Consider the following 23,965-nt stretch of genomic DNA (forward strand, 5'->3'; position numbering starts at 1 on the left):
GGTGCGAGGCTAACCACGCGGTGCTAGCGGGCTCGACCGGCTCGAGCGCGGGGCGCTTACGCGGCCTTTGCATAGGTAAAGCCGGCATGCTGCAATTCGGCGATGAACGCGACGACGCTGGGCACGAGGACGACGCCCTCAATGAGGTTGTTGGTGAGGTCCGCCGCGACCTGATCCGCGTTTCCCGACCCAGACTTCCCCACGACACCGCGGGCGATGGCGTGAATGGAGTCGTGGCACGCCACCATCACGGCACCGCGCCGCTGCAGGGTGCGGATGCTGTTGCCGCCAGGGCCGTAGAATCCATCGGTCCTCTGCCGGTCATCGGTCGGCGAGACTCCTGCCGGCTCGGCCACGAACGTGTTCGCAGCGGCCTTTCCGCCCGCATTCGCCGCCAGCCCATACCTGTCCCACATGCTCTGTTCGAAGAGCGTTAGGTGGGCCGTGCCATGCACGGCGGCGACCGCGAGGAAGTCCGGATGACGGTGAGCGAAGACCTGTCCGTTCATGGCCTCGCGCATCAGGTTCAGCCACGCCGCCGATATCTCCGAAGCCTCCCACATCTGCTTCCTGCTGCCACGGTAGGACAGCAGGAGGTCCGAGGCCTCGTGATCCCACAGATCGCTGCGGTCGATCATGAAGGGAACCTTGTCGAAGCCTCTGCGGCGCGGTGCCGCGGCCAGCCTGCGGGCCAGATCCGACAATGCGCCCGCACCTGATGCAACGGCGTCCGGGAGCTGCGGGTTAGCCTGGGCGAAGCCTGCACCCGGGAGAGCCGCCATCGCGGCGGCTCCACCCAGCAGCGCGAACGCCCGGCGCCTGTCGAGGGGTTGGTCGAACATGTGGGTTCCCCTCAGTATGCGTAGACGTTGGCGGCGCGGCGCGCGACCCCGTCCATGAACATCGACATCGCGCCGATGGTGGCGGGATCCTTGATCCCGTAGCGGTCCGCGAGCGTATCGAGGTTCGGGTAGCCGACCCAGGTGCGGCCACGGGCATCCTCCCAGACCAGCATCCGAAGCGGCAGGTCGAGGCCGATCGCCTGGCTCTCGTTCATCAGCTTCGTCCCGACCTTGGGATTGCCGAACGTGATGACGGTCGTCGGACGGAGCTGAAGGTCGGCGCCGCGCGCATTTGCTGCGTGGTCGACGGTGGCGAAGACCGGCACCTTGGCCTCAGTCAGGGCTCCCCGGATCCGCGAGACCGTGTCCGCAGCCCCGTATTTGCTCTCCTGAACGACCATCTGGGCCTGGTCGACACCCGGTCCGAGATCCGCCCGGTAGGCCTGTGCGATCTGACGAGCGAGGACCGTCAGGTCCACTCCCTCCTTGTTGGTCAGCAGCGTCACGCAGACCAGCTCATCCGACGCCGTGAAGCGGCTGAGGTAGGAACTGAAGCCGGGCGAATCCCCCTTCACCTCCATGAAGCCGGGATGATGGGTGAACTCCCAGCCCAGCATCGCCGGCACCATCGTTCCACCCGCCAGCTTGGTCGGCATGTAGATGACGTCGCGATCGGCAAGCTCCTTGACGAGCGTCGATCCCGCAAGGCCGATGTCCCACTTGCTGATGTCCTCGGCCGACGACCAGAGGTCACCGAAGCCGAACAGGTTCGACGACGCCTCGGGCGCGATCCGGGTCATTTGCCCCGCGACCATTCGGTAGCCCGTCGCAGGCTCCACCGGATTGATGAAGGGCTCCTCGGACTTGAAGCGCGAATGCTGATTGTCGCCGGGATGCGAGGCAGGACGGTCGATCCTCGCACGCGCGCCGAAGTCGTCGGCGAACATCGTGCTCTCGAGGTGCATGCGCTCGATCTGATTGCGCCGGACGAAGTCCCGGTAGGGCATGCCGCTCGCCTGTTCGATGACAAGCGCAAGAAGCGTCGCGTCGGTCGCGCTGAGCGCAACCTGGCTTCCGCTCTTGAAACGCAGTGGCTCGGCCCGAACCAGATCGAGGAGCTCCTGCGGCTTGTAGCGCTTCGAATCCTCGAGATGGGTCCGATAGTCCGCGATCCCCGAGCTGTGCTGCATGAGCTGCAGGATGGTCACGCGGCTCCATGCCGCCGGCAGGCCGGAGACGTGCTTCGAGACTGGATCGGACAGCTCCAGCTTGCCCATCTCCTTCAGCTGCATGACGGCGACAGCGGTGAACGCCTGCGTCACCGGCCCGACGTTCCACATCGTCTTGGTCGACGCGAGTTCGTCCAGATCCAGGCTCGTCTTCCCGTAGCCGGCCGAGCGGGGAATGTAGGGAGCCTGGACGATCGCCATCGTCAGGCCGGGCAGCTTGTGCTTCTCGATGAAGTCGGCGACCAGCTTGTCGATCGTCGCGCCATAGGTGGCCAGCCGATAGTCGCCTCGCACGATCGGCAGCACTGGGGCCGGCGCCGTCTGCCCGAAGGCCACAGCGGGCATCGAGGCGGCCGCCACAGCCGAAAGCATCAACCGAGAATATTGTCCGAGGCGCATGGTCTGTTTCCCTACCTGTCGTCGGCGCATCAGGCGCCGGGAGTGGCTGGGCGGCATGTTCGCAACCTGAGCCCGGACGAGCCATAAGACGCTCGGCGGGTCCGCCCCCGACTTCGGTAGGGCTGCGAGCGACCCGGGTCGGGGATGACAGGGCATCGCTATCGGCTGGACGACCGACATGCGCGTCTCGTTGGTCAGCGTTCTAGTCCGAAAGCGTGACCCTCCTGAGCCGCCGGAACCCCTACGAGGGGTCATTCACCCTTGAATGCGAATGCCGGCCGAGGCTCGCCCCGCTTGAAAGCATCGACCGAAGCCGGGAGTGCAAGCCTGACATCCTCAGATTCGAATAGCGGGAGAGCGATGTCAGCCGTCGCCTCGTCGGCCGCAGACACGCCTCCCGTCGCCCAAATGCGCAGGAGAGCCTTGTGCGCCGCATGCGCGCGGGTTGCACCAGCCGCCAGCTTCGTCACGAATGCAATCGCCTCGTCGAGGAGCGCATCATCCGCCACCACGCGGTTGACCACGCCGTGATGCTCCATGACCCGCGCTGGAACTTGTTCCGAGGTCAGCGCCCACTCCATTGCCTTGGCTCGTCCAGCCCTCTCCGCGACCCGATAGATGCCTCCAAGCAGCGTGACGATCCCAAGCGATTGTTCCGGATGCCCGAAGCGCGCGCTCTCGCCTGCGAAGATCATGTCCGCCCGGACGGCGAGTTCCAGTCCACCACCGAGACAAAGGCCCTGGACGGCCGCGATCGTCGGGATAGCCATCCGCTCGAACCGGTTGAAGGTCTGCATGAAGCGCTCGAGCAGATTTCGCAGCTGGTGCGGGCTCAGGTCACGCCAGGGAACAATGTCCCCTCCGAAACTGAAGTCCCGACCTTGGGCGTGCAAAAGCAACGCCCGCGCATCGCCGTCCTCGATCGAAGAAAGAGCCGCATCGAGTTCGTCCAGCATCTGCGGGGAAAGTCGGTTCTGGGGGCCGTTCGACAGGGTGATGACGGCCACCTGGCCGTCGATCGCGTAGTTCAAATGGGGCATCGCTGCGCGTCCTCGACCGAAGTGTGATGAACCGATCTGCGGCCGTGGCACTCGACGCCGGCAACCAATCAGGACGGGACAGTCGCAAGCGCATCGCTTGCGAACCATTCGACGCTTGGTGGGTTCGCCCCGGACCTCGGTAGGGCTTCAGGTGACTTGGGTCGGTGCGTCCGCGGACCGAAATGGCTGGGCGGCCACGGCGTTCGGCGGCAACAGGCCTCCGCGAAACAAGAGGAGGAGCGTCCGGACGGCGATGACCAGAACCACCACATTGGCCAGGACGAACACGATCGGAGCCAAGGCTGCGATCGCGCCGCCGGGACTGGCAGGCGCCAACCGGACCATCGCCCCAGCGAGCGCCGTGGCGCCGAAGGTGAAGGCCCAATAGCTCGCGCCGAAGGGCTGCTCTCCGATCCACCGGGCCATGCGCAAAAGCAGCATCGCCTGAAGCAGACCGTAGCCGATCAACATGTGCGCCATGAGGTCCGGCACGCCGGCACCGACCGCGAGATAGCTCACCGCCCCGACCGCAGGCGGTGCGAGCTGGATGCCCAGCGTCGGACGGATCGGCGCCGGCATCGGCTCGGCCGTATAAAGGCGCAGGAGAAGAACCGATTCAACGGCGAGCCAAGTGAAGAAGCCTGCACCGAAGGCGAGTTGCCCCCACTCGTGCCAGCCCAGCGCCGCAGCGACGGTCCCGCTGACGAAGCCACCGGCCACCATGGGCAGATACAGCACCGGCGTGGTCGCGGCATCGCTTCGCCCGCCTCGCCAGAGGATGCCGGTGCGCCACAGCGCGAAGAACAGGGTGAACCCAGCCCCGAGGATGAACAGCGTGATCGCGATGGGCCGCGAGAATGTCAGCACGCCCTGTGCAATCAGCAGCGTGCTTACGCCCGCCAAACCGATGAAGCAGCATTGCACCGGATGCTCGGCTTCCTGCGCGGCAACCGCGGGTGCCCACACCCATTTGAGCGCATAGAGACACCCCACCACCAGCCAGGCGAGGATCGCCGCGACCAGAAGCAGGTCTGCGATCACACCCGCAAGACTCCATACGGAATGCGCGGCGCGCCACGCATTTGACAGGCCAGCAAGTCCCAGCACGATGCCGAAGAACGAGGCCGGGACGATCGGGGGCCCTCCCGAACCGGACTGCTGAACCATCACGAAACTCCTTCCAGAAGCGGGCCAATCTCGAGCGGGCGGCGCTCCTTCCGCGAGCATGGCCCTGCGAGCGTGTCGTGAACCTTCAGATCCCCGCCGCCAATCTGGACGCTGGTATGGCTTCCGCGGCCTGCGGCATCATCAGGCTCTCGCGCCGACGATCGAGAAGTTGCCGACCGCATGCGCCACAAGCGCGCCATCGCGGTCCTTCACCTCGCCCGTGACGTAGATGACCCGCCGTCCCGCGTTGATCACGCGCCCGGTCGCCGTGACCGGTGCGTTGGTCACGGTTATCGGTCGGAGGTAGGTGACGTTCAGATCGAGCGTGACGATCCCGTTTCCCTGCGGAAGGGTCGTATGCGCGGCGCATCCCATCGCGGTGTCGAGCACGGTTGCGGCAGCCCCGCCGTGCAGCATTCCCATCGTGTTCTCGATCGACGGGTCGTGGTCGAGCCGCATGGCGACCTCGCCCGGTTCAGCGACCACACATCGGAAACCCAGGAGGCGGGCCATCGGCGGGGCGGGCAACACGCCATCGCGGATGCCGCGCATGATCTCGAGGCCCGACAACCCTGCGACAAGCGCAGGCACAACAGAGGCATCGTGCCACTCCACGATGCGCGTCCGGAGCACCTCTCGCGGGATCGAGTACTCAAGCATTTCGCGAATTCCTCTTATGTTGGGTAATGTGCAGGCGACTGAGCGCCCTGCACGATCCGGCGGAACGCCGTAGGCGTCCTGCCGGTCGCCCTGCGGAAGGTGTTCGAAAGGTGCTGCGCATGGCTGAAGCCGCAGACCAGCGCGATCTCGGTCACGTGCTGGGAGGTCTCGGCAAGGAGGCGCTTGGCGAGGTCCAGCCGGCGGTCGAAAATGTAACGCGCCGGCGTCGCGCCGGTGCTCTGCTTGAACGCGCGGGCAAAGTGCCTCACGCTGAGCGATGCGATCGCGGCCAGCTCCTTCATGCCGACGGCGACGTGCAAATTCGCCATGACGTATTCGTCGATCCTGCGCATGGCCGTTGGCGACAGGCCGCCGCGCGCGGTGGGGACGTCCGGGATCTCGCCCAGCGCCACGGTAAGGCGGGCGATGGTCTGCAGCGCCCATCCTTCGGACATCAGACCGAAGCTGGCGTCGGACTTCCAGCTCGTAAGCTCAACTAACGAGGACCGGATTTTAGGCTCGTCGAATCCGACGAGTTCGCGATCGAGGATGCAGGTGGATCTTCCCTCGACGAACCCCCGATCGATGAAGATCACATCATACTCACACACCGACTTGGCCCGAAACTCACCCGTGGTGGCGGCGTCGCCAGGAAATAGGGACAACCCGCGACGGCCCGGTTCTCTGACCCTGGTCTGCGAGCCGTCCACACTGACGTCGAACCCGTGAAACCCGGCCCTGAACCAGAATAGTGCGAAGTCGCGCTGCCGGAACCGCCAGTCGATCGGCCCGGTCGAGCTGCGCACGAGAGACTCCACCTTGACGGTCGCGCTCATCGCGCTCGCCCGTGCCGCGACGACACCGGTGACGAAGCGGTAATAGTCCTTGCTGTCCTCGGGTTCGCTCAACCGTGGGGTGTCCCGTGTCGGAAAAAGACTTCATCGTTCCACGTCCGCCGGCCGCGCCCGATCAACAGGTGCTTGGAAAGGCTGGACATCGCGGCGCTGTTCCTGCGGACCCGCTGCAGGAATTTACGCAGCACCTCACGGTAGCAGCGGGCTCGCGCACTCGGCCACGCATACCATGGTATGCCCGGCTGTAGGGGGATCAGCTGCGCTGGATCCTGACTTCCTCGGGCGACAGCCCTTCCGATGCCCTGAACGAACGACTGAAGCTCACGGCATCGTCGAACCCGGCGCGCACGGCGATCCGCCCGACGGACCATTCGGTCATCGCTAGTAGGCGCCTCGCCATCTCCATGCGCTTGATGCGCACATATCCGGCGGGCGTCATGCCAGTCCTTCTCCGGAATGCTGCGGCAAAGTCGGACGCGGGAACGCCGGCCACGGCCGCCAATTCGCTCAGCCCCAGATGCTGCTCGAGATTATCGGCGACGAACGCCTGCACCTGCCCGATCTGCCCCCTGCCCAGCGCAGCAGTCTCCGACATGGGCCTGGAGCCCAACACCTGGCCAATCCGCGCGACCGCCTGCAATGCCCAACCCTCCGCCATGAGGCCGAAGGTGGCGTCGTGCCGCCAACCGGACAGGTCGCGCATTCCTGATTTGAGCACGTCGTCCGCGAAGCAGATCAGCGGAACGTCGCCGAAGGCCATGTCGACCTGCTCCAGCAGCAGTGGCTCCAAGAAGGCGACATCATAGCTGCAGGATCCGGGTATATCGAACTCACCGAAGGAGGACGCGTCCGGCGGCACCAGCGCTATCCCGAGATCGCCGGAAGCGTGCTTGGAGACCCGTTCACCTGCGACATCCACGCGACAGGCCGCGAACCCCTGATGCCACCAGTAGAGCGTCAGCGCGGGTTGCCGCAGCCGCCAGGAAATGGTGCCTGTGGTGTTCCCCCGTATCGTCTCGAAGCGGACGAGTGCGGACGATCTGACGATAGTCGTCCGATCGTCGCACGCGACATGGCGGTAGTAGTCGGTCTCGGCCACGCCGGATCCCTCACCAGTCATCCTCACCGCCTGTCCAGTCGTGTCGAACCGGACCTAAACAGGCTTCACGCCTGGTCACCAGCCATCCCCGAAAGACAATGTCCGTCGCATGCACGAATGGCCTTTCCATGCAATCGGTCGCCGCAGTCTCCCGGTAACCGATCGCAGCAGAGACAAGGGTCACGGAGGTCCCCATGAACGGCATGGTGTTGAAGTTTAACCCGGTGGCATTCCGGCACGAGGCGCCCGAACCCGGCGTGATGACGAGCGCACACGATGCGAAGCAGAAGGTCGCTGCCAATCTCATCCATGCCGGTCTGATCCGGCGGCGTCTCGCGAGCGGCGTCTTCGACATCGCACACATCGATGCGGTGCTCAGTCAGATCATGGACAACTGCCACAAGGCGGCGGACATCCTCGGCGAGATCCAGGATCTGGCTTCCAGCCGGGCCTAGCCCCCGGCCCCGGCCCCGGTGCATACCTTGGTAGGCCCCGCGCCACACCCATGGTGAATGCCTCAGCGACGACCAGCGCACTAGGCTCCCCTCGACGAAGCATTCCGGACGAGGGACACGACATGGAGCGAACCGATCTCACCACAGCCGCGGGCACGCCCGTGGTCGACAACGTCAACATCATGACGGCAGGTCCGCGAGGGCCGGCCCTGCTTCAGGACGTGTGGCTGATCGAGAAGCTGGCCCACTTCGACCGCGAGGTGATCCCCGAGCGTCGTATGCACGCCAAGGGTTCGGGCGCCTTCGGCACCCTCACTGTCACCCACGACATCTCGCGCTTCACGAAGGCCAAGATCTTCTCCGAGATCGGCAAGGAGACGCCGTTGTTCATGCGGTTCTCGACGGTGGCGGGCGAGCGCGGCGCCGCCGACGCCGAACGGGACATCCGCGGCTTCGCGGTCAAGTTCTACACCGAGGAGGGTAACTGGGACGTCGTCGGCAACAACACGCCCGTATTCTTCTTCCGCGATCCGCTGCGCTTCCCCGACCTCAACCACGTGGTGAAGCGCGATCCGCGCACCGGGCTGCGCAGCGCTCAGAACAACTGGGACTTCTGGAGCCTTCTGCCCGAGGCGCTCCACCAGGTCACGATCGTCATGTCCGAGCGCGGCATCCCCCGTGACTTCCGCCACATGCACGGCTTCGGCAGCCACACCTACAGCATGATCGATGCGGACAACCGCCGCGTCTGGGTCAAATTCCACTTCCGCTGCCGCCAGGGGATCGAGAACCTGACGGACGCCGAGGCCGAGGCGGTCGTCGGCAAGGATCGCGAGAGCAGCGGGCGCGACCTTCTCGACGCCATCGACCGCGGCGAGTTCCCGCGCTGGCAGCTCTGCATCCAGGTGATGACCGAGGAGCAGGCGCGGCAGCACCGCCACAATCCCTTCGACCTCACGAAGGTCTGGCCCAAGGGCGAGTATCCGCTGATCCCGGTGGGCGAAGTCGAGCTCAACCGAAATCCGGAAAACTTCTTCGCAGACGTCGAGCAGGCCGCCTTCTCGCCGGCCAACATCATTCCCGGCATCGGCTTCTCGCCCGACAAGATGCTGCAGGCCCGCCTCTTCTCCTACGGCGACGCCGCCCGATACCGGCTGGGCGTGAACCACCACTCCATCCCGGTGAACGCGCCCAAGTGCCCGTTCCACAGCTATCACCGCGATGGCCAGATGCGCGTGGACGGCAACCTCGGCGCCACCACGCCCTATTGGCCCAACAGCACCGGCATGTGGGCGGACCACCCCGAACTCAAGGAGACCCCGCTGCAGATCGGCGATCTCGCCGACCACTGGGACCACCGCATCGACGAGGACTATTACGAGCAGCCCGGCATCCTGTTCAGGAACATGTCCCAGTCGCAGCAGGATGCCCTCTTCGGAAACACCGCGCGGGCGATCGGCGGCGCGAGCGTCGAGGTCCAACTGCGCCACATCGATAACTGCTCGCGCGCCGATCCCGACTACGGTGCAGGCGTCGCGCGGGCGCTCGGACTCCAACTCGACCAGGCAGCCGAATGATCGGGTCCGCGGCCAGTGCCAAAGCCGGCGTAACGCGCCCGGAAATCGTGTCGCGCGCGACCAAGGCACATGGCCGCGTCGACGCGAACCGGTTCATCCACGGAGTGCGGCGATGACAGACCGACGGAAGGATGGCGGTCGGATCCGCATCGCGGTAGCAGGGGCGACCGGTCGGGTCGGCAGTGCGCTCGTCGCGCGTCTGGCGAACGATCCGGTGGACGTCGCCGCACTCACGCGCAACGCGGGTGGCCATGTGACGCAGGCGGGCGTGCAGCCAGCGGAGATAGACTTCGACCGTCCCGAGACCCTCGTCGAGGCAATGAGGGGGGCGGACCGTCTTTTTCTCGCCCACGGGACATCAGACCGGCAGGTCGTCAACGAGATTGCTCTGATCGACGCGGCGATCGCCGCGGGCGTCGACCATATCGTAAAGCTCTCTGCGATGGGGCCGCCAACGCGCCTCCACCCGTTCGACTGGCACATGGAGATCGAGGCATATCTGGCGACAAAGGACATCGGCTACACGATGCTCAGGCCCAGCTCGTTCATCGATGTCCTCGCGCGTGCCAAGGGACCGGTCGCGGCGGGGGATTGGGGCGGGTCGGCCGGAGATGGCCTGGTAAACCTGATCGACACGCGGGATGTCGCCGACGTGGCGCGAATCGCCCTTCTCGACGACCGTTTCCCGTCGTCGCAGCGGGCCTACCACCTTACCGGGCCGGCCGGTGTCAGCATGCCACAGGTGGCCGAGGAGCTATCCCACCTGCTCGACCGAGCGGTAACCTACCAGCATCGTTCGGTCGCGGATCATCGCCGTCTGCTCGTCGATACCGGAGCGAGTGAGATGGTCGCAGATCTCCTGCTAGGGCTCGATCGCATATTTCGGGAAGGCATCCTAGCCGAGACGACGACCACGGTCGACGATCTGCTTGGAAGGCCCGCCCGAAGCGCTTCCGATTGGTTGGAGGAACACCGGGACGGTTTCCGCATCGATCCGGAAATTAAAACCCTGCAGCCGAGTTGAGATCCGGTCGGGTCGACCACGGCAGCCCGTGACGTCGCACAGTCCGGAGACTGAGCGACGGTGCCGAGGGTGAGCAGCGGCAATACCAAAGTATCTCTGGCAGCAAACCCCAGCGTGATGGCGCCGGAGACCGAGAGGATCGATCACTGCAGCTCAACCCCTCGGCCGCGAAATGGCCTGCACAGGAAGGAACCAGACAATGCGAAAACTACTGCTCGCGTTCGCCGCGCTCTTGGGTCTCGCCGCAGCCATGCCGGCTGCGGCGCAGACTGAACCACGCCCGGTGATCATCCTCGTCCATGGCGCCTTCGCCGGATCGTCTAGTTGGGCGGGCGTGATCAAGCGCCTCCAGAAGTCTGGCTACCGCGTCATCGCCGCCGCCAACGCACTGCGCTCCGTCAAGACGGACGCCGCGCCGATCTCGGCGCTGGTCCACTCCATCAACGGCCCCGTAGTGCTCGTGGGCCACTCCTACGGCGGTCCGGTCATCACCGCCGCCGCAGAAGGCAACACCAACGTGAAGGCACTCGTCTTCGTATCGGCCTTCGCACCCGAAGCCGGGGAGACCTCGCTGGGCCTGAGCGGAAAGTATCCGGGAAGCACCTTAGGCGACACGCTCATAAGCGTTCCGTTGCAGGACGGCGTCCAGGACCTCTACGTGGACACCGCCAAGTTCCACCAGCAGTTCGCCGGCGATGTCTCCGATGCAGTGGCGGCGACCATGGCGGCGACGCAACGGCCGGTGACGAATGTAGCGTTGGGAGAAGCAACCGTAACGCCAACCTGGAAGACGATCCCGAACTACGCGATCTACGGGACGGCGGACCGGAACATCCCACCGGAGGCGATGAAGTTCATGTATGCGCGCTCGCACTCGAAGAAGACCGTGATTATCCAAGGGGCGTCTCACTCGATTATGGTTTCGCACCCTGCGGAGGTCGCCTCCCTCATCGAAACTGCGGCTTCCCGCTGAGCACCAGCAGGGCAGCCATGCTGTCTTAGGGGAATGCAGTCCTTCCTCCGTTTCGGCGGGCGCCGGATAGCGGATCTTGCCTGCAATGCCTGAAGGCGGAGTTCAAAAGAGCGCTACGCTTATGATCGCTTACCGACAGCGAATGTCCCAAAAGTCATCATCCAATTTTTGCCAACAACCGCCCTGCTGCCCCATGCTCCGCGGCTAGGTTGCGATTATAGGCCAGCGGCATGCGGGGGCTTTTCCAGCGCAACGCATCCATAATCCCGGCCAGATCCTCGCCGCTGGTGAAAAGATCCTGGTTGAGCCCCACCCGCGTCGAGTGTGCACTGACGCCCTTGAGCAACCGTTCCAGATCATCCTTAGTCAGGTCAGGCAGTGCCCCGGCGTCGAAAGCGCGGCAGATAATCGCCCGATAGATCGGTCCGATCGATCCGGGATGGAGTGATTTCTGTCCTATGTCATACTCTACCCGTGCAGCCACCGCGGCTTTAGGCAAAGTCTTGCGGAGATCCCATTTCTCGCGGCTCGAAATGCTGTCAATCTGCCGACCCTTCACGGCGGCCCGCGCCTTGTACCGCCGCACTTGAACGCGCCGGAAGATCGAACCGGACGCAATGCCAGCGGCATCCTGCCAAGCGGCAATCGCGCGAACTGAACGCGGCGAGAGATAGGCTGTCGCCCCCTCCCCTTCCTGATCGCCCTTGCTGCGCGGAATAGACAGCAAGCGCGCCTCCGGATCGATCGCTTCGAGAATATGCGCGAAGTCGACGGCGACCAGTTCCGAGGCACGCAGCCCCGTATCATAGGCCACCGACAACAACGCACGGTCGCGCAGGCCCGGCAAATCGTCCCCGCAGCTTTCCAGCAAGGTCCGCACGTTGAGACCGCGCGGCGCGTCTCGCTCGACATCGCGCACCGGCCCCTTGAACCGCAGCGGTCGCGCCTGACTCTGCGCCGTGCCCATCCGACGGCGGATCGCGGACAGGCGCAGTTTCACAAGGATGTCCGTAGTCGGGTCCACCAGCCCGAGGATTTGATGGATTTTTGCGATGGACGCCTTGTAGCGTCCGACGGAGGCAGGCTTGCTTCCCCGCCCCGCCCGAGCATCGAGATACTCTGCGACTGTTTCTGCGGATGCGGGCAGAGAAATCCGCTGCGAACTACGACACCATAGATCAAACGCTTCAAGATCGGACTTTAGCGCACGAATACTGTGGGGCGAGGATGCGGCCTGGTAAGCGTCGATCACAGCCGCTTTGATTGTGATGCGCTCGCCAGCGCGCATATTTACGACGGCCCATGACAGGTCATCTGCAACGCGAGGTTTCGGAGAGCCGTTGCACCCGGAAATCGGCGCATCATTGGTATCCGGCACAACGTTTTCCATCGGGCGCAGCGTATCTCACTATAAAGACATATGCAATTAACGCTTATGCAATAAGTGCAATTATCAAGGGTCGACTAACGGCGAGTACCGCAAGCGGAAACCAACTGCTGACTTTGGTTTCCAAATGTGCGATCCTCCCGAACGATGACGCGGGCCAGCGATGTTCGAATTGACGATCCACTGCTGTTGCTCGGCCGTCTCGACGGCCGGCTGCAGGCAAGCCCGTGCGCGGACGTCTTCCTGGCGCGATCGCGCCTTGAAGGTGCAGCGACCCTTGCGGGCCTGGCGGGCGTCCCGATCGCAGTGCGGGACCTTCAAGACTGGATCGCGGCGCGCTCTCCCCCTCCCCGCGCGTCAGAGGGACTCAATGATCCAATCTCGGTCGCTGCAATCTTCCATCTGGCGCTTAGCCGAGACGAGGATGCGAAGGACCCGATCGGGCAAGCCACCCTCAACACACTTCGCTCGGTTCTCGACGACCGCGCACAAGCCGCAACTTATGGGCGGGACGATCTCGCACACTTCGGACCGCTATGGCGGCAGATCAGAGCGGCCGCGGATGCGCCGTTCCCCTGTGCCAATCTGCTCTCGATCGCCGAGCGAACCTTCGCTCTCGCCTCGCTCACCGCGGAGCCCACTGCTGCCTCGGCTGACGTGATCAGCTTCGACGGTCGACCGCTCGAGCTCCCGCCGCGACAGCGGGATCGCATCTGGCTGATCGGCGTCGCCATACCACGCATGCTCTATCGGGCTGGTTTTACCTCCCGGGTCATTCCATCCCTTATCCTTCTACCGAAATTCCTGCCGGCCTCCCCGGCCGACTTAACGCTGACGCTACTCGAGGCACTTGGCCGGGTAGCTCAGGCTGGCCTGCGAGAGCTCGACGCCATCGAGCGTGCCACAGCCCGAATCCTAGCGAACCGCACCGTCACTCGACGGAGCAAAGCTCCGCTGCTCGCGCGACTCCAGCTTACCTATCCTGGCCTCCAGCCGGCCGCCGTTGCGAGGCTCTTGAAAGTCACGCCGCAGGGAGCGCGCAAACTCCTGGCCTCTATGGCGCCAACGGAGGATGGACGGCGGAATTGACGATCCCTGCCCCCGACTGCCAATGGCGTAGCTCTGCCGCTTGGGAGAGCGGCCGAGAACGCTGAGGCGCTACTGCAAGGAGTGGGGGGCCGAGAAGGCGATCAGATACCGCGGTACAACGGCAAGATATGTTCGCGGGCCAAAGGTGCTAGGGGCATCGCCGCCGCTGTGGCGTGATCGACCCAGACAGCCTCTTCAATCTCGGAGCGCAAGTGGGATCGTGCTGCGTTCGCACGTGGAAGATTTCGGCCTCGACGATAAAGCCGGGCTCGTTGGCAGCCGGCGCTGAGAAACGGCCGAGGTGACGCGCGTCGTCGTCGGCCAAAACCAGCCCAATTTCCTCATCCAGCTCACGGCGTAGCGCGCTGGCGGCGCTTTCGCCATCTTCAATCTTGCCGCCGGCCTGCATGTACCACTCGGTTCCTGCCTTCCGGACCAACAGCAAACGGCCTGCACCATCATCGATAAGGGCTGCTGCGATCCGGATTTTGCGGATGGCGTCGGGGCTCATGGCATCATGCTAGCGGGCCGGGCTCTACGCGAGCAACGCTTCTATTGCCTTTAGCAGTTCCGCTGGCGTCGCCTCCGCCTTCGGCGGCACCTTGATGGTCAACCCCCCTCCCCTCGCCTTCGTATAGCGCAGGATGACCTTGCCACGCTTCCCCGTGATCTCCTTTTCTGCGCCGCCTTTCGCAGCTGGCGTCACCGTCGCTTTGACGAGACGCTTTGCCACCTCGGGCCCGCTGATCCGGGCACCGGTCCTGGCGCGTTCGTCCACAATGCGTTCGGCTTCGTCACGCATCTTGGCCAGCATCTTCGCATCGCCAGTGAGCGGCTTGATGTCACGTGCGACCCGGACGGTTATGTCATGCGTATCCGAGAACGCCGCGACGAGTTCCTCGGGTAGCCGCGCAACATCCAACAGGCGGCTCAGCCACGACTTGGACAGGTTAAGATGCTCTGCCATCTGTGACTGAGAGCCCTCATAGAACTCCGCGAGCGCGACTGTATACTCCTTGGCCCGTTCCCAGTCGGAGATGTCCTTGCGCGAACGGTTTTCGACATCCGAGACACGGAACGCCTCCTCGTCGGTGACGCTCTGGATCGTGACCAGATAATCGTATTCGGGATGATGATGGGCGCGCAGCCACTTCACCGTCCACCAGCGTCGCACACCCGCGATAATCTCGAAATCGAATTCGGGATCATCCTTCAGCCGGCGGACGATCGCCGGGATCCGCTGCTTCTTGGCAGACAGGAAAGAATCGATCAGATCGCGACAACTCTCCTCCGAGAGATGGTCGAGATCGCGGTTATGCATCCGCCAGGGACGGCACCTTGCAGGGTCCACCCATTCAGTTCGGTCGGCGACTGACTTGCCCGTCGCGATCCGAGCCAGGGTCTGGCTGCGACTGGCCATAATGCCTTCTGCAGGGTTCGACTGGTCGAGGTTATCCTCGTCGTCGAGACCTGCCGTGAACTGAGAGCCGAAGCCCTTGTTTCCCTTGCTCATCGGCCCGTTCCTTCTTCGATTTCTGTCGCCGTTGCCTCAGCCGAAAGCGGCGAGTTGCCACGTGGCAACTCGTCCCAGATGGACACTCCCTGATGCGTTAGATCTGGCCGGCGAAATTGCATAAAGTGATCTCTTAAGCTTTTGTGTTATCTCGATTTTTGATCCGAGTTGCCACGTGGCAACCGTCACAATTTCGTCTGCTGTAGAGGGCTTGTGTTGCCTCGTTTACGACCCCGCTAATCGGTGCCGTTGCCACGTGGCAACTCGCCGTCAAACCCGACCCCCTGCCCTACTTGCCCATGTGCCCAGAACGTCCTGCTCGATATCCTTGCAGACGTCATTGAGGTGCCTCATGCAGCGATTGTAAACCTCGTGCGAGGTGACCGGCTTTTCGAGCTCGAACACCGTCTTCATCCGCGAACTCGCATTATCGATTTCGGCGCTCGTAACCATTACCGACTGCGTCATTGAGCCGCCAAACACCTGCCGCATCATCGACAGCACCTCGCGGTGCATCGACTTGCTTTCATCGACCCGACTACCGACTAGCCTGATGAAATTATACGCCGGACGTCCCCGCCCTGCGATCTTCTCAAGCTGCTTCATCGTCGTGCGCGTCATGTCGATGAAGGACACTGTCGAGGCAAAATCGACCAGGCTCGGCGGCACCGGAATGACCATACAATTGGCGGCCTGCAGCACAGCCATCGACACCATGCCAAGCGCCGGTGGCGGGTCCATGATGACGATGTCGTAGTCGTCCACCACCGTGTCGATCGCTTCTGCAATCAGGTCGATGATCTCCATGTTCTGGTTCTTCGCCATGTATCCGGCGATCTCATATTCGAGATTGTAGAGCCGCAGGTTCGACGGAATGAGATCCAGATTATGGAAGTGCGTCTTGCGGATGATCTTTCGCACGCCGAGCAGCTCGGGGTTATGGAAGTGCCCGTAGAGCGTGTCTTCCTCGTCCAGGTCGACGTCGGGCCGATACCCAAACATCATCGTCGATGACGCCTGGCTATCGCAGTCGATAAAGAGGACGCGGTACCCGTGGATAGCGAAATGCTGCGCGAGGTGCAGGGCAATGGTCGACTTGCCCACGCCGCCCTTGAAGTTGCACACTGAGATGATCGCTGGCGTGTCGCCAGGCTCACGCCATGGCCGCGTGCCGAAGACCTCCCGCATATGATCGATCTCTTCGAGCGTATATTGGAGCCGATGACCAGACCCGGTCCGCTCGCGTTCTGGAAGCCGACCGTCGCGTTCCGCCTCGCGTACTGCCGACGCTGTCCGACCCGCCAGAGCTGCCGCCTTCGATATCGGAAAGGTCGGCCCGCGCTTCTGACCCGTCTCAGGATCAACCGCGCTATCTCGGATGCGCTTCAGGATAGTGAGCGCTTTACGATGCAAGACGTCCAGACCACCCTCAATCAGGTCATCCGGCTGCAATAGGGAAGGATCAGTGGCCATCGGAGTCCGCTTCTGTGGGTTTGATGGCCCACGATAGCCGCGTTGGCAGTTTCGATCAACAAAATGGCCATCAACCTTACAAGATGACCGATGATCTCCGAGCGCTTTGCGGTTTGAGCAGTTATCGGCCAGCGCGAAAGTGCCCACAACCGATGAACTAAGAGCCGTTCCGATTCGGATGCCAGTCAAAGTTCGAAACGGCCGCGTCGTACCGCACCCTGTGGATAACTACCGATGATCTCGGTACTTTCCGATGATCTCGGTGCATCGAAGCGATGATCTCGGTGCGAGCCGACCGATGATGTCGGAGCGCATACCTATTACTAGAATCACCCTAAGAAAAACCGATTCGCGAATCGCTTTGATTTTTAGATTTTGAGAAGGGAAGGTGGCTCGACCGGGCGAAAGGGCACCGACATCATCGGTGTTTTTGCAGGTCTGGCGGCCATTTCCCCTCCCAAACTGCCAACAGGGTTGATTTCGTTCCTCAAACCTGTTGAGACATGCCCATCACAGCCCCCGGCAGATTCGGGGGAAAGGGCAGACCATGAATGGGGATCAGCACAAGCCGCTCGGGCACCAATACGCACTAGCCATGCTCAACGGCGGCGAGGAGGGTGTGCGGAAGCTCGCGACGACCGCCGGCACCCAGCTGACCTTGGACGCGTTCCTCCGTGTCCAGGACGAGGAGCCGGTTCCCGCATTCCTCCATTCTGCCCTTTGCGCAATGTCTTTGCCCACGAAGAGACCCAAGGACGACACGCAGCCTATCGTTCGCGAAGACGGCAAATATGCGCTGGCGATCAACCCGAGGCCTGTCCTTCAGAATGTCGACGGCAAGTCGGTCTTGCGAAGCCTGGGCGTGCCTTATGGCGCTTACCCACGCGTCGCCTTGATCTATCTTCTGTCGCAAGCGGTCATGAAGCAATCCCGGGACGTTTATCTGGGCCGCAACTTCACTGAGTGGATGCGCCGTCTTGGCTACCAGACGGTCTCCTACGGTCCGCGCGGCACCGCGAATCTTATGCGCGAGCAGGTCGACCGGCTCTTGGCCTGCGAATGGCAGATCCGATGGGACGGCACTGAAACGGACGACAACGCCTTCGCTGTGCGAGACGTCAAAATCTCCAATGAATATGCGGGGTCGCTCGACAAGAACGGGTCCTTTGCCCGCGAAATCCGCATGTCAGAGGCGTTCTACAGCCACCTCATCGACCACGCTGTGCCGCTGAACGAGATCGCGATCCGTGAGCTGAAGGGTACGCCCACAGCGCTCGATCTCTACACCTATCTTGCTTACCGGCTTCCGCGTATCGGGTCCGACAAAGGGCAGGTCATTTCGTGGGATCAGCTTGCCAAGCATCTCGGCAACGAGGCCGACAGCAAGCGCTTCCGGCAAACGGTACGCGAGACGATGCAAATCGTGTCGGCGGTTTACCCGAACGCAAACGTGGACCTCTCAGGCCGAAAGGTCGTCTTGCATCCCTCACCAGCGCCGCTCGAGCGCAAGCTTGTCGGCCCGCACCTCCGACTCGTCGGCGGCGATAGGACGGAAACGGCACCGAGATCATCGGTCAAGCGGCACCGCGCGGTGCCGGCGATTCCTGCTAAGGACGGAGAACCGGTTCTTTCCTTTCCGGCGGGCTCGTTGTCTTACGGCACCCGGGAGGCTGTGTTCCGCCAGATCGGCCTGACCAAGGGGAGCCCGTGGGCAGTCGACGATATGGCGGCCGCTTTCCGCAAGGGCTGCCCGAACTTCGCGAAGCAAAGGACCGAGAAGGAGTGGCTTCGCGTCTGGGAAGCCTTTGTCATCAGTTACGCCGAACGCCGCGCGAATCGGTCTGAAGACTGACCGATGATCTCCGAGCCGTTCGCCTGAACGCGTCGCGGGAGGAATCTGTCCTCAAGGATCAGACCACGGGAAAGAGGGAAAGGGGGGCCGTGCTTGTAAGCAGGAGGTGAATCATGCCGCTTACAGCCAAACGACCATCGCAGGAGCTCATCGACCTCGTCGGCGCTCTAGGCGGCACCTGGAGCGGCTTTGCCGCGATGTGCCGATGTCCCGCCCATGCGGACAGTGATCCAAGTCTCTCTATCCGCCAGGGCGACCGCGCTATCCTCGTCACCTGTTTCGCCGGCTGCGATCGCGAGGATATCCTGCGCGAGCTTTCCCGGATCAAACCGGGCACGCGCTATCCGATGCCGACCGGGCTCCACGGACCTCGACCTGGCAATCCCACACGGCTCTGGGACGAGGCACTCGATTTCCGAGCGACGCTCGGACAGCGCTATCTCGAACGGCGCCACCTCGACCCTTATCCGAATGACCTGCGTTTTCATCCGAGGTGCCCGCTCGGACCGAAGCCCACGACCCGGTTTCTTCCGGCACTGCTGGTTGCTGTACGCGAGGGGAGGGCGCTCACCGCGATCCAGCGGATATTCCTCACCCCAGATGGTACCTGCACGAGCAAGGTGATGCTCGGCATGCCCGGCCAGGGTGCGTGGCAAGGAGCGGGTGCCGGGCAGACGCTGGCGCTCGCTGAAGGGTTCGAAACCGCCGCCGCCTACCGGATCCTCAATGGCATCACATGTTGGTCTACCATGGGCGCTCGGCGCTTCAACCAAATGCGGATTCCGCCGCAGGTTTGCCGCCTGCTGCTTGCCCACGACAATGATGCGGAGGGAAGGCGCGCTGCGGATCTCGCTGCCGAAACCTATCGTCGACCGGGGTTAGTCATCGAGCCGGCGCCGCCGCCGGCTGGTTTCAACGACTGGTGCAATCTGCTTGAGGCCGAAAACGGCTGAACCGTCATAAGAGAGAGGGGAGGGGGGTCAAATTTGGGGAGCTGCCGATGGGGCGGCTGCAAAGGAGACCCCAAATGACCGATCTCATCGATGCTCTCGCCAGTTCGGAGCGAGCTGCGGCGAGCGCGCTTCTTCCCCTCATTCGCTCAGGACAGGCGGTCTCACGGGCGGATCTTAATATGTCCATGGCGCAGGCCTTTGGGGGATCCGATGCCGACGGCCGCTGGTCCCAGCGTGCCAGCTTCGAAGTGCTCGAGTATGCCCTTGCCCTTCATACCCGCGCACCTGGTTGGAAGCTGACCTCCTTCGATGACGTCCGCGCGGTGATTGACCTCGCGCACCGCCTGCCGACCCAGACGGTTCGAAGTGAAGACCAGATCGAGTGGCAGCAATTCTCGACCCCCATCGATATCGCAGCGGTCGCTGTGCTGCTGGCGAACGTCCAGCCCGACGACGTCGTCCTCGAACCAAGCGCCGGGAATGGCCTGCTCGTCGCACAGCTCGGCGCACATCAAACGTTGCATCTGAACGAACTCGATCATGCTCGCCGCGGTCGGCTTGGCCGCGTCTTTCCAGATGCGATCGTCACCGGCCACGACGGGGCGACCCTCAATTCGGCGCTTGCTGCGTCCGAGCGACCGACGCTCATCTTAATGAACCCTCCGTTCTCGCGCTCACTCGGCCGGGGAGCGGACGACTATGCGGCTGTACGCCATCTCCAGGCGGCGCTCCGCCGCTTGCAGCCCGGAGGGCGGTTGGTCGCGATCATGCCTGACTGGTTCGGGCCGAGTGCAAGAATGCGCGACCACTACGAGACCGTGTTGCGCGACGTCACCTTGCGAACGGCGATCCGTCTTGAGAAATGCTACCTCAAGCACGGCACGTCGATCGCGGTCCGGCTGTTCGTCATCGACAAGGTGCCCGGCAAAGCGCCGCCAGCCACCATCCAGCGCTCCTCGGTCGCAGATCTCCTGGACGTCCTGACGATCCACGAACGCGCGTCCTCGCGTAGGGATCTGCCGACACCGACACCGAAGCGCATGAGCGGCGTCTCAATGTTCCGAGCCGTCAAAAGCAGTCGGCCGGCACAGCGCGCCTATCATGCACCCGTTCGCAACGATGTCCTTCCGGTCGACTATGCCAAGCTTGGCACACCGGCACCGCTCCTCGATCAGACGGGCGTCTATCTTCCTTATCGTCCGAGCCGGATCGTCTTCGACAAGGCTGGCGAGCATCCGACAGCCCTCGTCGAATCCGTTGCGATGGGGTCGATCCCGGCACCGATCCCGGACTACGTGCCATCACTCCCCGAACGGACCGTCAGCGAACGTCTCCTATCGGCCTCGCAGCTCGAGACCGTTGTTTATGCCGGTCACGCCTGGGCTCAATGGATCCCCGGAAACTTCAAACCTGACAAAGAGGGCGTCGGCCTGATCCTCGCCGAGGACGGTCATACCTATCGCAAAGGCTTCTTTCTTGGCGATGGCACGGGCGCCGGCAAGGGACGCCAGATTGCGGCCTGCATACTCGACAACTGGTTGCAGGGCCGTCGCCGCAATATCTGGGTCTCCAAGAACGCCCCTCTCCTCGAAGATGCGCGCCGCGACTGGACGGCGTTGGGCGGTCTCAGCGGTGACATTCAGCCACTTTCCAACTGGAAAATCGATGAGCCGATCGGCCTCGATCAGGGTGTGTTGTTCGTAAGCTATCCGACCCTGCGCTCCATGCGGGGCGATTCGACACGCTTGAAGCAGATCATCGATTGGGCCGGTCCTGACTTCGAGGGTGTCATCGCTTTCGACGAAGCTCATGAGATGGGCGGCGTCGCAGGCGGGGAGGGGGCTCTTGGCGCCAAGGATGGATCCCAGCAGGGCATCTGCGGGGTGCTGCTACAGAACCATCTGCCGGCGGCACGGATACTCTATGCCTCGGCCACCGGCGCGTCAGTGGTCAACAATCTCGCCTATGCGGTGCGGCTCGGGCTTTGGGGACCCGGCACGGCCTTTCCCGATCGCGAGCAATTCATCAGCGGGATCAGCAAAGGCGGAATCGCAGCGATGGAGCTTGTCGCGCGGGACCTCAAGGCGACGGGTCTCTATGTGGCACGGGCCCTCAGCTTCGCTGGCGTCGAATATGAAATCCTGCGGCACGAACTGACCCCCGCCCAGATCGAGATCTACGACACCTACGCCGAGGCCTGGTCGATCATCCATCAGAACATGGAGCGGGCGCTCGAACTGACGGGCGTGGTCGACGGACTCGAAAATGCGACACTCAATAGCGGGGCCAAAGCTTCCGCACGCTCGCGCTTCGAATCCACCAAGCAACGCTTCTTCGGCCAAGTGCTCCTCTCGATGAAGCTGCCGACCGTGATCGCGGCCGTCCGGGAGCACCTCAAGGCGAACCAGTCGGTCGTGATGCAACTCGTCACCACCGCCGAATCCATCCTCGACCGGCGCCTGGGTTCGCTCAGTCCGGATGAACGAGCCGAACTGGAGATCGATCTGTCTCCCCGCGAATATGTGATCGACTATCTCGAACGCGCCTTTCCGACACGGCAGATGCGGGTCTTCACGGACGATACAGGCGCGCAGCGCTCGCTCCCGATGGAGGATGATGCGGGCAATCCTGTTTACAATCCCGAGGCCGAGGCCGCGCGGGCTCGCCTTATCGAACATCTCTGCGCTTTGCCGCCGATTACCTCCGCGCTCGATGGCATCCTCGAGCAGTTCGGACACCACGACGTCGCCGAGGTGACGGGACGAACCAAGCGTCTCGTTTCGACCGCTGACGGGCGGCAGAAGCTCGAAAACCGCTCAGCCAGGACCAGCCAGGCCGAGGCCGCCGCGTTCATGCAGGGCCGCAAGCGGATCCTCGTCTTTTCGGATGCCGGTGGGACGGGGCGTTCATATCACGCGTCGCGCGATGTCCCCAACCAGCAGCAACGTGTTCATCTGCTGCTCGAGCCGGGGTGGCGTGCCGATCGAGCGATCCAGGGCCTGGGGCGTACCCATCGCACCCACCAGGCGAGCACACCGCTGTTCAGGCCGGTGACCACCGACTGCAAGGGTGAGCTGCGATTCACAAGCACGATCGCCCGCCGCCTCGACAGCTTGGGCGCATTGACGCGCGGGCAGCGCCAGACCGGCGGTCAGAACCTCTTCGACCCCGCCGACAACCTTGAAAGCGAATATGCCTGCGCGGCCTTGGTGAGCTGGTTCCATCTGCTTGTCGGTGGAAAGCTGACCAGCATCTCCCACGCCGAGTTCGAGCGTCGCACCGGCCTTGAGCTCTGTGACAAGGATGGCGTCATGAAGGACGATCTCCCGCCCATTCAGCGGTGGCTCAACCGGATACTCGCGCTGCCGATCGCTTTGCAGAACAAGATCTTCGACGAGTTCCTCTCGCTCGTCGAGACCCGCGTCTCCGCCGCGCGCGAGGCCGGTCGCCTGGATGTCGGCGTCGAGACCATCCTCGTCGACACGGCAACCCTGATCGACGACACCTTGCTACGGACCGATCCGCTGAGCGGCGCGACCTCCCATCTCCTTACGATCGAGATCGCCCGGCGCCGGACGCCGGTTTCACTGGAGCGGATCCTCCGAATCGGAGACTGCGACGGCACGGCAGAGTTCATGGTGAACGCCAAATCCGGAAAGGTGGCACTTCAAACGCGGGCCCGCGCGCTCATGGAAGAGAAGGAGGGCACGCCTATTCCGCGCATCGAGCTCACGCGTCCGACCCGCCGGGAATATATGCGCGAAGACGACCTCTATGAGAGCGCCTGGACACCGATCGACCGCGAGGCCTTCTGTGCGAAGTGGCTCGAAGAAGCTGAGGAGGCCGCGAACAAGGTCGACACCGAAACCATCCGGCTTGCTACCGGTCTTCTCCTTCCAATCTGGTCCGCGCTTCCGAGCGATCATCTCGTGGTCAACAGGATCGCCGACAAGGCTGGCAATTCCTGGCTTGGACGCCTCGTCTTCGACGAGCACGTCGTTCAACTGTTCACGAAACTCGGCATCGGTCAGGCCGAGACCCTGCCGGCACCCAATATCGTCAAATCGGCCCTGTCTGGTCGAAGCGTCGATCTCACGCGCCCGTTCCCGATGACCATCAAGCGTGCGCTTGTGAATGGTTCGTCGCGCATCGAATTGGTCGGCGCGCCGCCCAGTCAGCTTGCATGGCTCAAGTCGCTCGGTTGTTTCACCGAGGTGATCCAATATCGCACGCGGGTATTCCTGCCAGTCCGGAGCGCGGCTGACATCGTCGAGCGGCTTATTGCCGTGACCGGCTAATCCGGGGCGTCAGCGTCATCGTCCTCAGGCAGGCCTGAGAGAAAGGGAAGGGGGAGCTGGGATGGTGTCCGGGATTTGCCG

At 63.3% G+C, this 23,965-nt stretch carries 19 protein-coding genes; 8 read left to right on the forward strand and 11 right to left on the reverse strand.

Translation table 11 applies throughout. The annotated features are described in order from the left end of the window. Positions 1 to 56: 56 nt before the first annotated feature. From BLS81_RS17130 to BLS81_RS17160, 7 genes are all read right to left on the reverse strand, one after another. Entirely contained in the window at positions 57 to 842 is a 786-nt protein-coding gene (locus tag BLS81_RS17130; protein ID WP_093225698.1) for a thiosulfate dehydrogenase, read from the reverse strand. Between the two features lie 11 nt (positions 843 to 853). Continuing rightward, positions 854 to 2,443 (reverse strand): serine hydrolase, encoded by a 1,590-nt coding sequence (locus tag BLS81_RS17135; RefSeq protein WP_176787228.1) that lies wholly within the window; start codon positions 2,441 to 2,443, stop codon positions 854 to 856. A gap of 278 nt (positions 2,444 to 2,721) precedes the next feature. After that, positions 2,722 to 3,501, reverse strand: coding sequence for an enoyl-CoA hydratase/isomerase family protein (locus tag BLS81_RS17140; RefSeq protein WP_218123151.1), 780 nt, complete (start codon positions 3,499 to 3,501; stop codon positions 2,722 to 2,724). A 156-nt stretch (positions 3,502 to 3,657) separates the two neighbouring features. Further along, positions 3,658 to 4,677 (reverse strand): dicarboxylate transporter/tellurite-resistance protein TehA, encoded by a 1,020-nt coding sequence (gene tehA, locus BLS81_RS17145; RefSeq protein WP_093225703.1) that lies wholly within the window; start codon positions 4,675 to 4,677, stop codon positions 3,658 to 3,660. A gap of 141 nt (positions 4,678 to 4,818) precedes the next feature. Next, on the reverse strand, positions 4,819 to 5,337 hold the full coding sequence (locus tag BLS81_RS17150) for a PaaI family thioesterase (RefSeq protein ID WP_093225705.1): 519 nt from the start codon (positions 5,335 to 5,337) through the stop codon (positions 4,819 to 4,821). A 14-nt stretch (positions 5,338 to 5,351) separates the two neighbouring features. Next, complete coding sequence (locus tag BLS81_RS17155) at positions 5,352 to 6,245, reverse strand: helix-turn-helix domain-containing protein (protein ID WP_093225707.1); 894 nt, start codon at positions 6,243 to 6,245, stop codon at positions 5,352 to 5,354. Positions 6,246 to 6,444: 199 nt separating this feature from the next. Further along, complete coding sequence (locus tag BLS81_RS17160) at positions 6,445 to 7,290, reverse strand: AraC family transcriptional regulator (protein WP_176787229.1); 846 nt, start codon at positions 7,288 to 7,290, stop codon at positions 6,445 to 6,447. A gap of 194 nt (positions 7,291 to 7,484) precedes the next feature. Here BLS81_RS17160 and BLS81_RS17165 point away from each other — a divergent pair, with 194 nt between their 5' ends. The 4 genes from BLS81_RS17165 to BLS81_RS17180 all read left to right on the forward strand — a co-directional run bounded on the left by BLS81_RS17165 (position 7,485) and on the right by BLS81_RS17180 (position 11,319). Further along, the gene (locus tag BLS81_RS17165) at positions 7,485 to 7,745 is read left to right on the forward strand and encodes a hypothetical protein (RefSeq protein ID WP_093225710.1); all 261 of its coding nucleotides are present in this window, start codon (positions 7,485 to 7,487) and stop codon (positions 7,743 to 7,745) included. Between the two features lie 122 nt (positions 7,746 to 7,867). Beyond that, positions 7,868 to 9,322: a catalase gene (locus BLS81_RS17170; RefSeq protein WP_093225711.1), complete on the forward strand. Its 1,455-nt coding sequence runs from the start codon at positions 7,868 to 7,870 to the stop codon at positions 9,320 to 9,322. A 112-nt stretch (positions 9,323 to 9,434) separates the two neighbouring features. Beyond that, positions 9,435 to 10,346, forward strand: coding sequence for an NAD(P)H-binding protein (locus tag BLS81_RS17175; RefSeq protein WP_093225713.1), 912 nt, complete (start codon positions 9,435 to 9,437; stop codon positions 10,344 to 10,346). A 199-nt stretch (positions 10,347 to 10,545) separates the two neighbouring features. Further along, positions 10,546 to 11,319, forward strand: a complete 774-nt coding sequence (locus BLS81_RS17180; RefSeq protein ID WP_093225819.1) for an alpha/beta fold hydrolase — start codon at positions 10,546 to 10,548, stop codon at positions 11,317 to 11,319. Between the two features lie 157 nt (positions 11,320 to 11,476). On the opposite strand, the gene BLS81_RS17185 is transcribed toward BLS81_RS17180, so the two are convergent. After that, positions 11,477 to 12,607: an integrase gene (locus BLS81_RS17185; RefSeq protein ID WP_256326316.1), complete on the reverse strand. Its 1,131-nt coding sequence runs from the start codon at positions 12,605 to 12,607 to the stop codon at positions 11,477 to 11,479. A 246-nt stretch (positions 12,608 to 12,853) separates the two neighbouring features. Between BLS81_RS17185 and BLS81_RS17190 the strand changes: the two genes are divergently transcribed. Further along, positions 12,854 to 13,795, forward strand: coding sequence for a hypothetical protein (locus BLS81_RS17190; RefSeq protein ID WP_093225715.1), 942 nt, complete (start codon positions 12,854 to 12,856; stop codon positions 13,793 to 13,795). Positions 13,796 to 13,943: 148 nt separating this feature from the next. On the opposite strand, the gene BLS81_RS17195 is transcribed toward BLS81_RS17190, so the two are convergent. The 3 genes from BLS81_RS17195 to BLS81_RS17205 all read right to left on the reverse strand — a co-directional run bounded on the left by BLS81_RS17195 (position 13,944) and on the right by BLS81_RS17205 (position 16,781). Further along, entirely contained in the window at positions 13,944 to 14,306 is a 363-nt protein-coding gene (locus BLS81_RS17195; protein ID WP_218123152.1) for an NUDIX hydrolase, read from the reverse strand. A 24-nt stretch (positions 14,307 to 14,330) separates the two neighbouring features. Beyond that, on the reverse strand, positions 14,331 to 15,308 hold the full coding sequence (locus BLS81_RS17200; RefSeq protein ID WP_093225717.1) for a ParB/RepB/Spo0J family partition protein: 978 nt from the start codon (positions 15,306 to 15,308) through the stop codon (positions 14,331 to 14,333). Between the two features lie 270 nt (positions 15,309 to 15,578). Beyond that, complete coding sequence (locus BLS81_RS17205) at positions 15,579 to 16,781, reverse strand: AAA family ATPase (RefSeq protein ID WP_093225718.1); 1,203 nt, start codon at positions 16,779 to 16,781, stop codon at positions 15,579 to 15,581. A gap of 547 nt (positions 16,782 to 17,328) precedes the next feature. On the opposite strand from BLS81_RS17205, the gene BLS81_RS17210 reads away from it, so the two are divergent. The 3 genes from BLS81_RS17210 (at position 17,329) to BLS81_RS17220 (ending at position 23,884) form a co-directional block, all read left to right on the forward strand. Further along, the gene (locus BLS81_RS17210; RefSeq protein ID WP_093225720.1) at positions 17,329 to 18,633 is read left to right on the forward strand and encodes a replication protein RepA; all 1,305 of its coding nucleotides are present in this window, start codon (positions 17,329 to 17,331) and stop codon (positions 18,631 to 18,633) included. Between the two features lie 113 nt (positions 18,634 to 18,746). After that, positions 18,747 to 19,586: a DUF7146 domain-containing protein gene (locus BLS81_RS17215; protein WP_093225721.1), complete on the forward strand. Its 840-nt coding sequence runs from the start codon at positions 18,747 to 18,749 to the stop codon at positions 19,584 to 19,586. A 74-nt stretch (positions 19,587 to 19,660) separates the two neighbouring features. Further along, complete coding sequence (locus BLS81_RS17220) at positions 19,661 to 23,884, forward strand: strawberry notch-like NTP hydrolase domain-containing protein (protein ID WP_093225723.1); 4,224 nt, start codon at positions 19,661 to 19,663, stop codon at positions 23,882 to 23,884. The last annotated feature ends 81 nt before the right edge of the window (positions 23,885 to 23,965 follow it).

This window comes from Sphingomonas sp. NFR15 (genome assembly GCF_900103265.1).
GTDB classification, from domain to species: Bacteria; Pseudomonadota; Alphaproteobacteria; order Sphingomonadales; family Sphingomonadaceae; genus Sphingomonas; species Sphingomonas pollutisoli.

Coding starts and splice junctions, on each gene's coding strand:
- BLS81_RS17130 (WP_093225698.1), bottom strand. CDS start 842: ATGTTCGACCAACCCCTCGACAGGCGCCGGGCGTTCGCGCTGCTGGGT.
- BLS81_RS17135 (WP_176787228.1), bottom strand. CDS start 2,443: ATGCTTTCGGCTGTGGCGGCCGCCTCGATGCCCGCTGTGGCCTTCGGG.
- tehA (WP_093225703.1), bottom strand. CDS start 4,677: ATGGTTCAGCAGTCCGGTTCGGGAGGGCCCCCGATCGTCCCGGCCTCG.
- BLS81_RS17150 (WP_093225705.1), bottom strand. CDS start 5,337: ATGCTTGAGTACTCGATCCCGCGAGAGGTGCTCCGGACGCGCATCGTG.
- BLS81_RS17165 (WP_093225710.1), top strand. CDS start 7,485: ATGAACGGCATGGTGTTGAAGTTTAACCCGGTGGCATTCCGGCACGAG.
- BLS81_RS17170 (WP_093225711.1), top strand. CDS start 7,868: ATGGAGCGAACCGATCTCACCACAGCCGCGGGCACGCCCGTGGTCGAC.
- BLS81_RS17175 (WP_093225713.1), top strand. CDS start 9,435: ATGACAGACCGACGGAAGGATGGCGGTCGGATCCGCATCGCGGTAGCA.
- BLS81_RS17180 (WP_093225819.1), top strand. CDS start 10,546: ATGCGAAAACTACTGCTCGCGTTCGCCGCGCTCTTGGGTCTCGCCGCA.
- BLS81_RS17185 (WP_256326316.1), bottom strand. CDS start 12,607: ATGCGCGCTGGCGAGCGCATCACAATCAAAGCGGCTGTGATCGACGCT.
- BLS81_RS17190 (WP_093225715.1), top strand. CDS start 12,854: ATGACGCGGGCCAGCGATGTTCGAATTGACGATCCACTGCTGTTGCTC.
- BLS81_RS17195 (WP_218123152.1), bottom strand. CDS start 14,306: ATGAGCCCCGACGCCATCCGCAAAATCCGGATCGCAGCAGCCCTTATC.
- BLS81_RS17200 (WP_093225717.1), bottom strand. CDS start 15,308: ATGAGCAAGGGAAACAAGGGCTTCGGCTCTCAGTTCACGGCAGGTCTC.
- BLS81_RS17205 (WP_093225718.1), bottom strand. CDS start 16,781: ATGGCCACTGATCCTTCCCTATTGCAGCCGGATGACCTGATTGAGGGT.
- BLS81_RS17210 (WP_093225720.1), top strand. CDS start 17,329: ATGAATGGGGATCAGCACAAGCCGCTCGGGCACCAATACGCACTAGCC.
- BLS81_RS17215 (WP_093225721.1), top strand. CDS start 18,747: ATGCCGCTTACAGCCAAACGACCATCGCAGGAGCTCATCGACCTCGTC.
- BLS81_RS17220 (WP_093225723.1), top strand. CDS start 19,661: ATGACCGATCTCATCGATGCTCTCGCCAGTTCGGAGCGAGCTGCGGCG.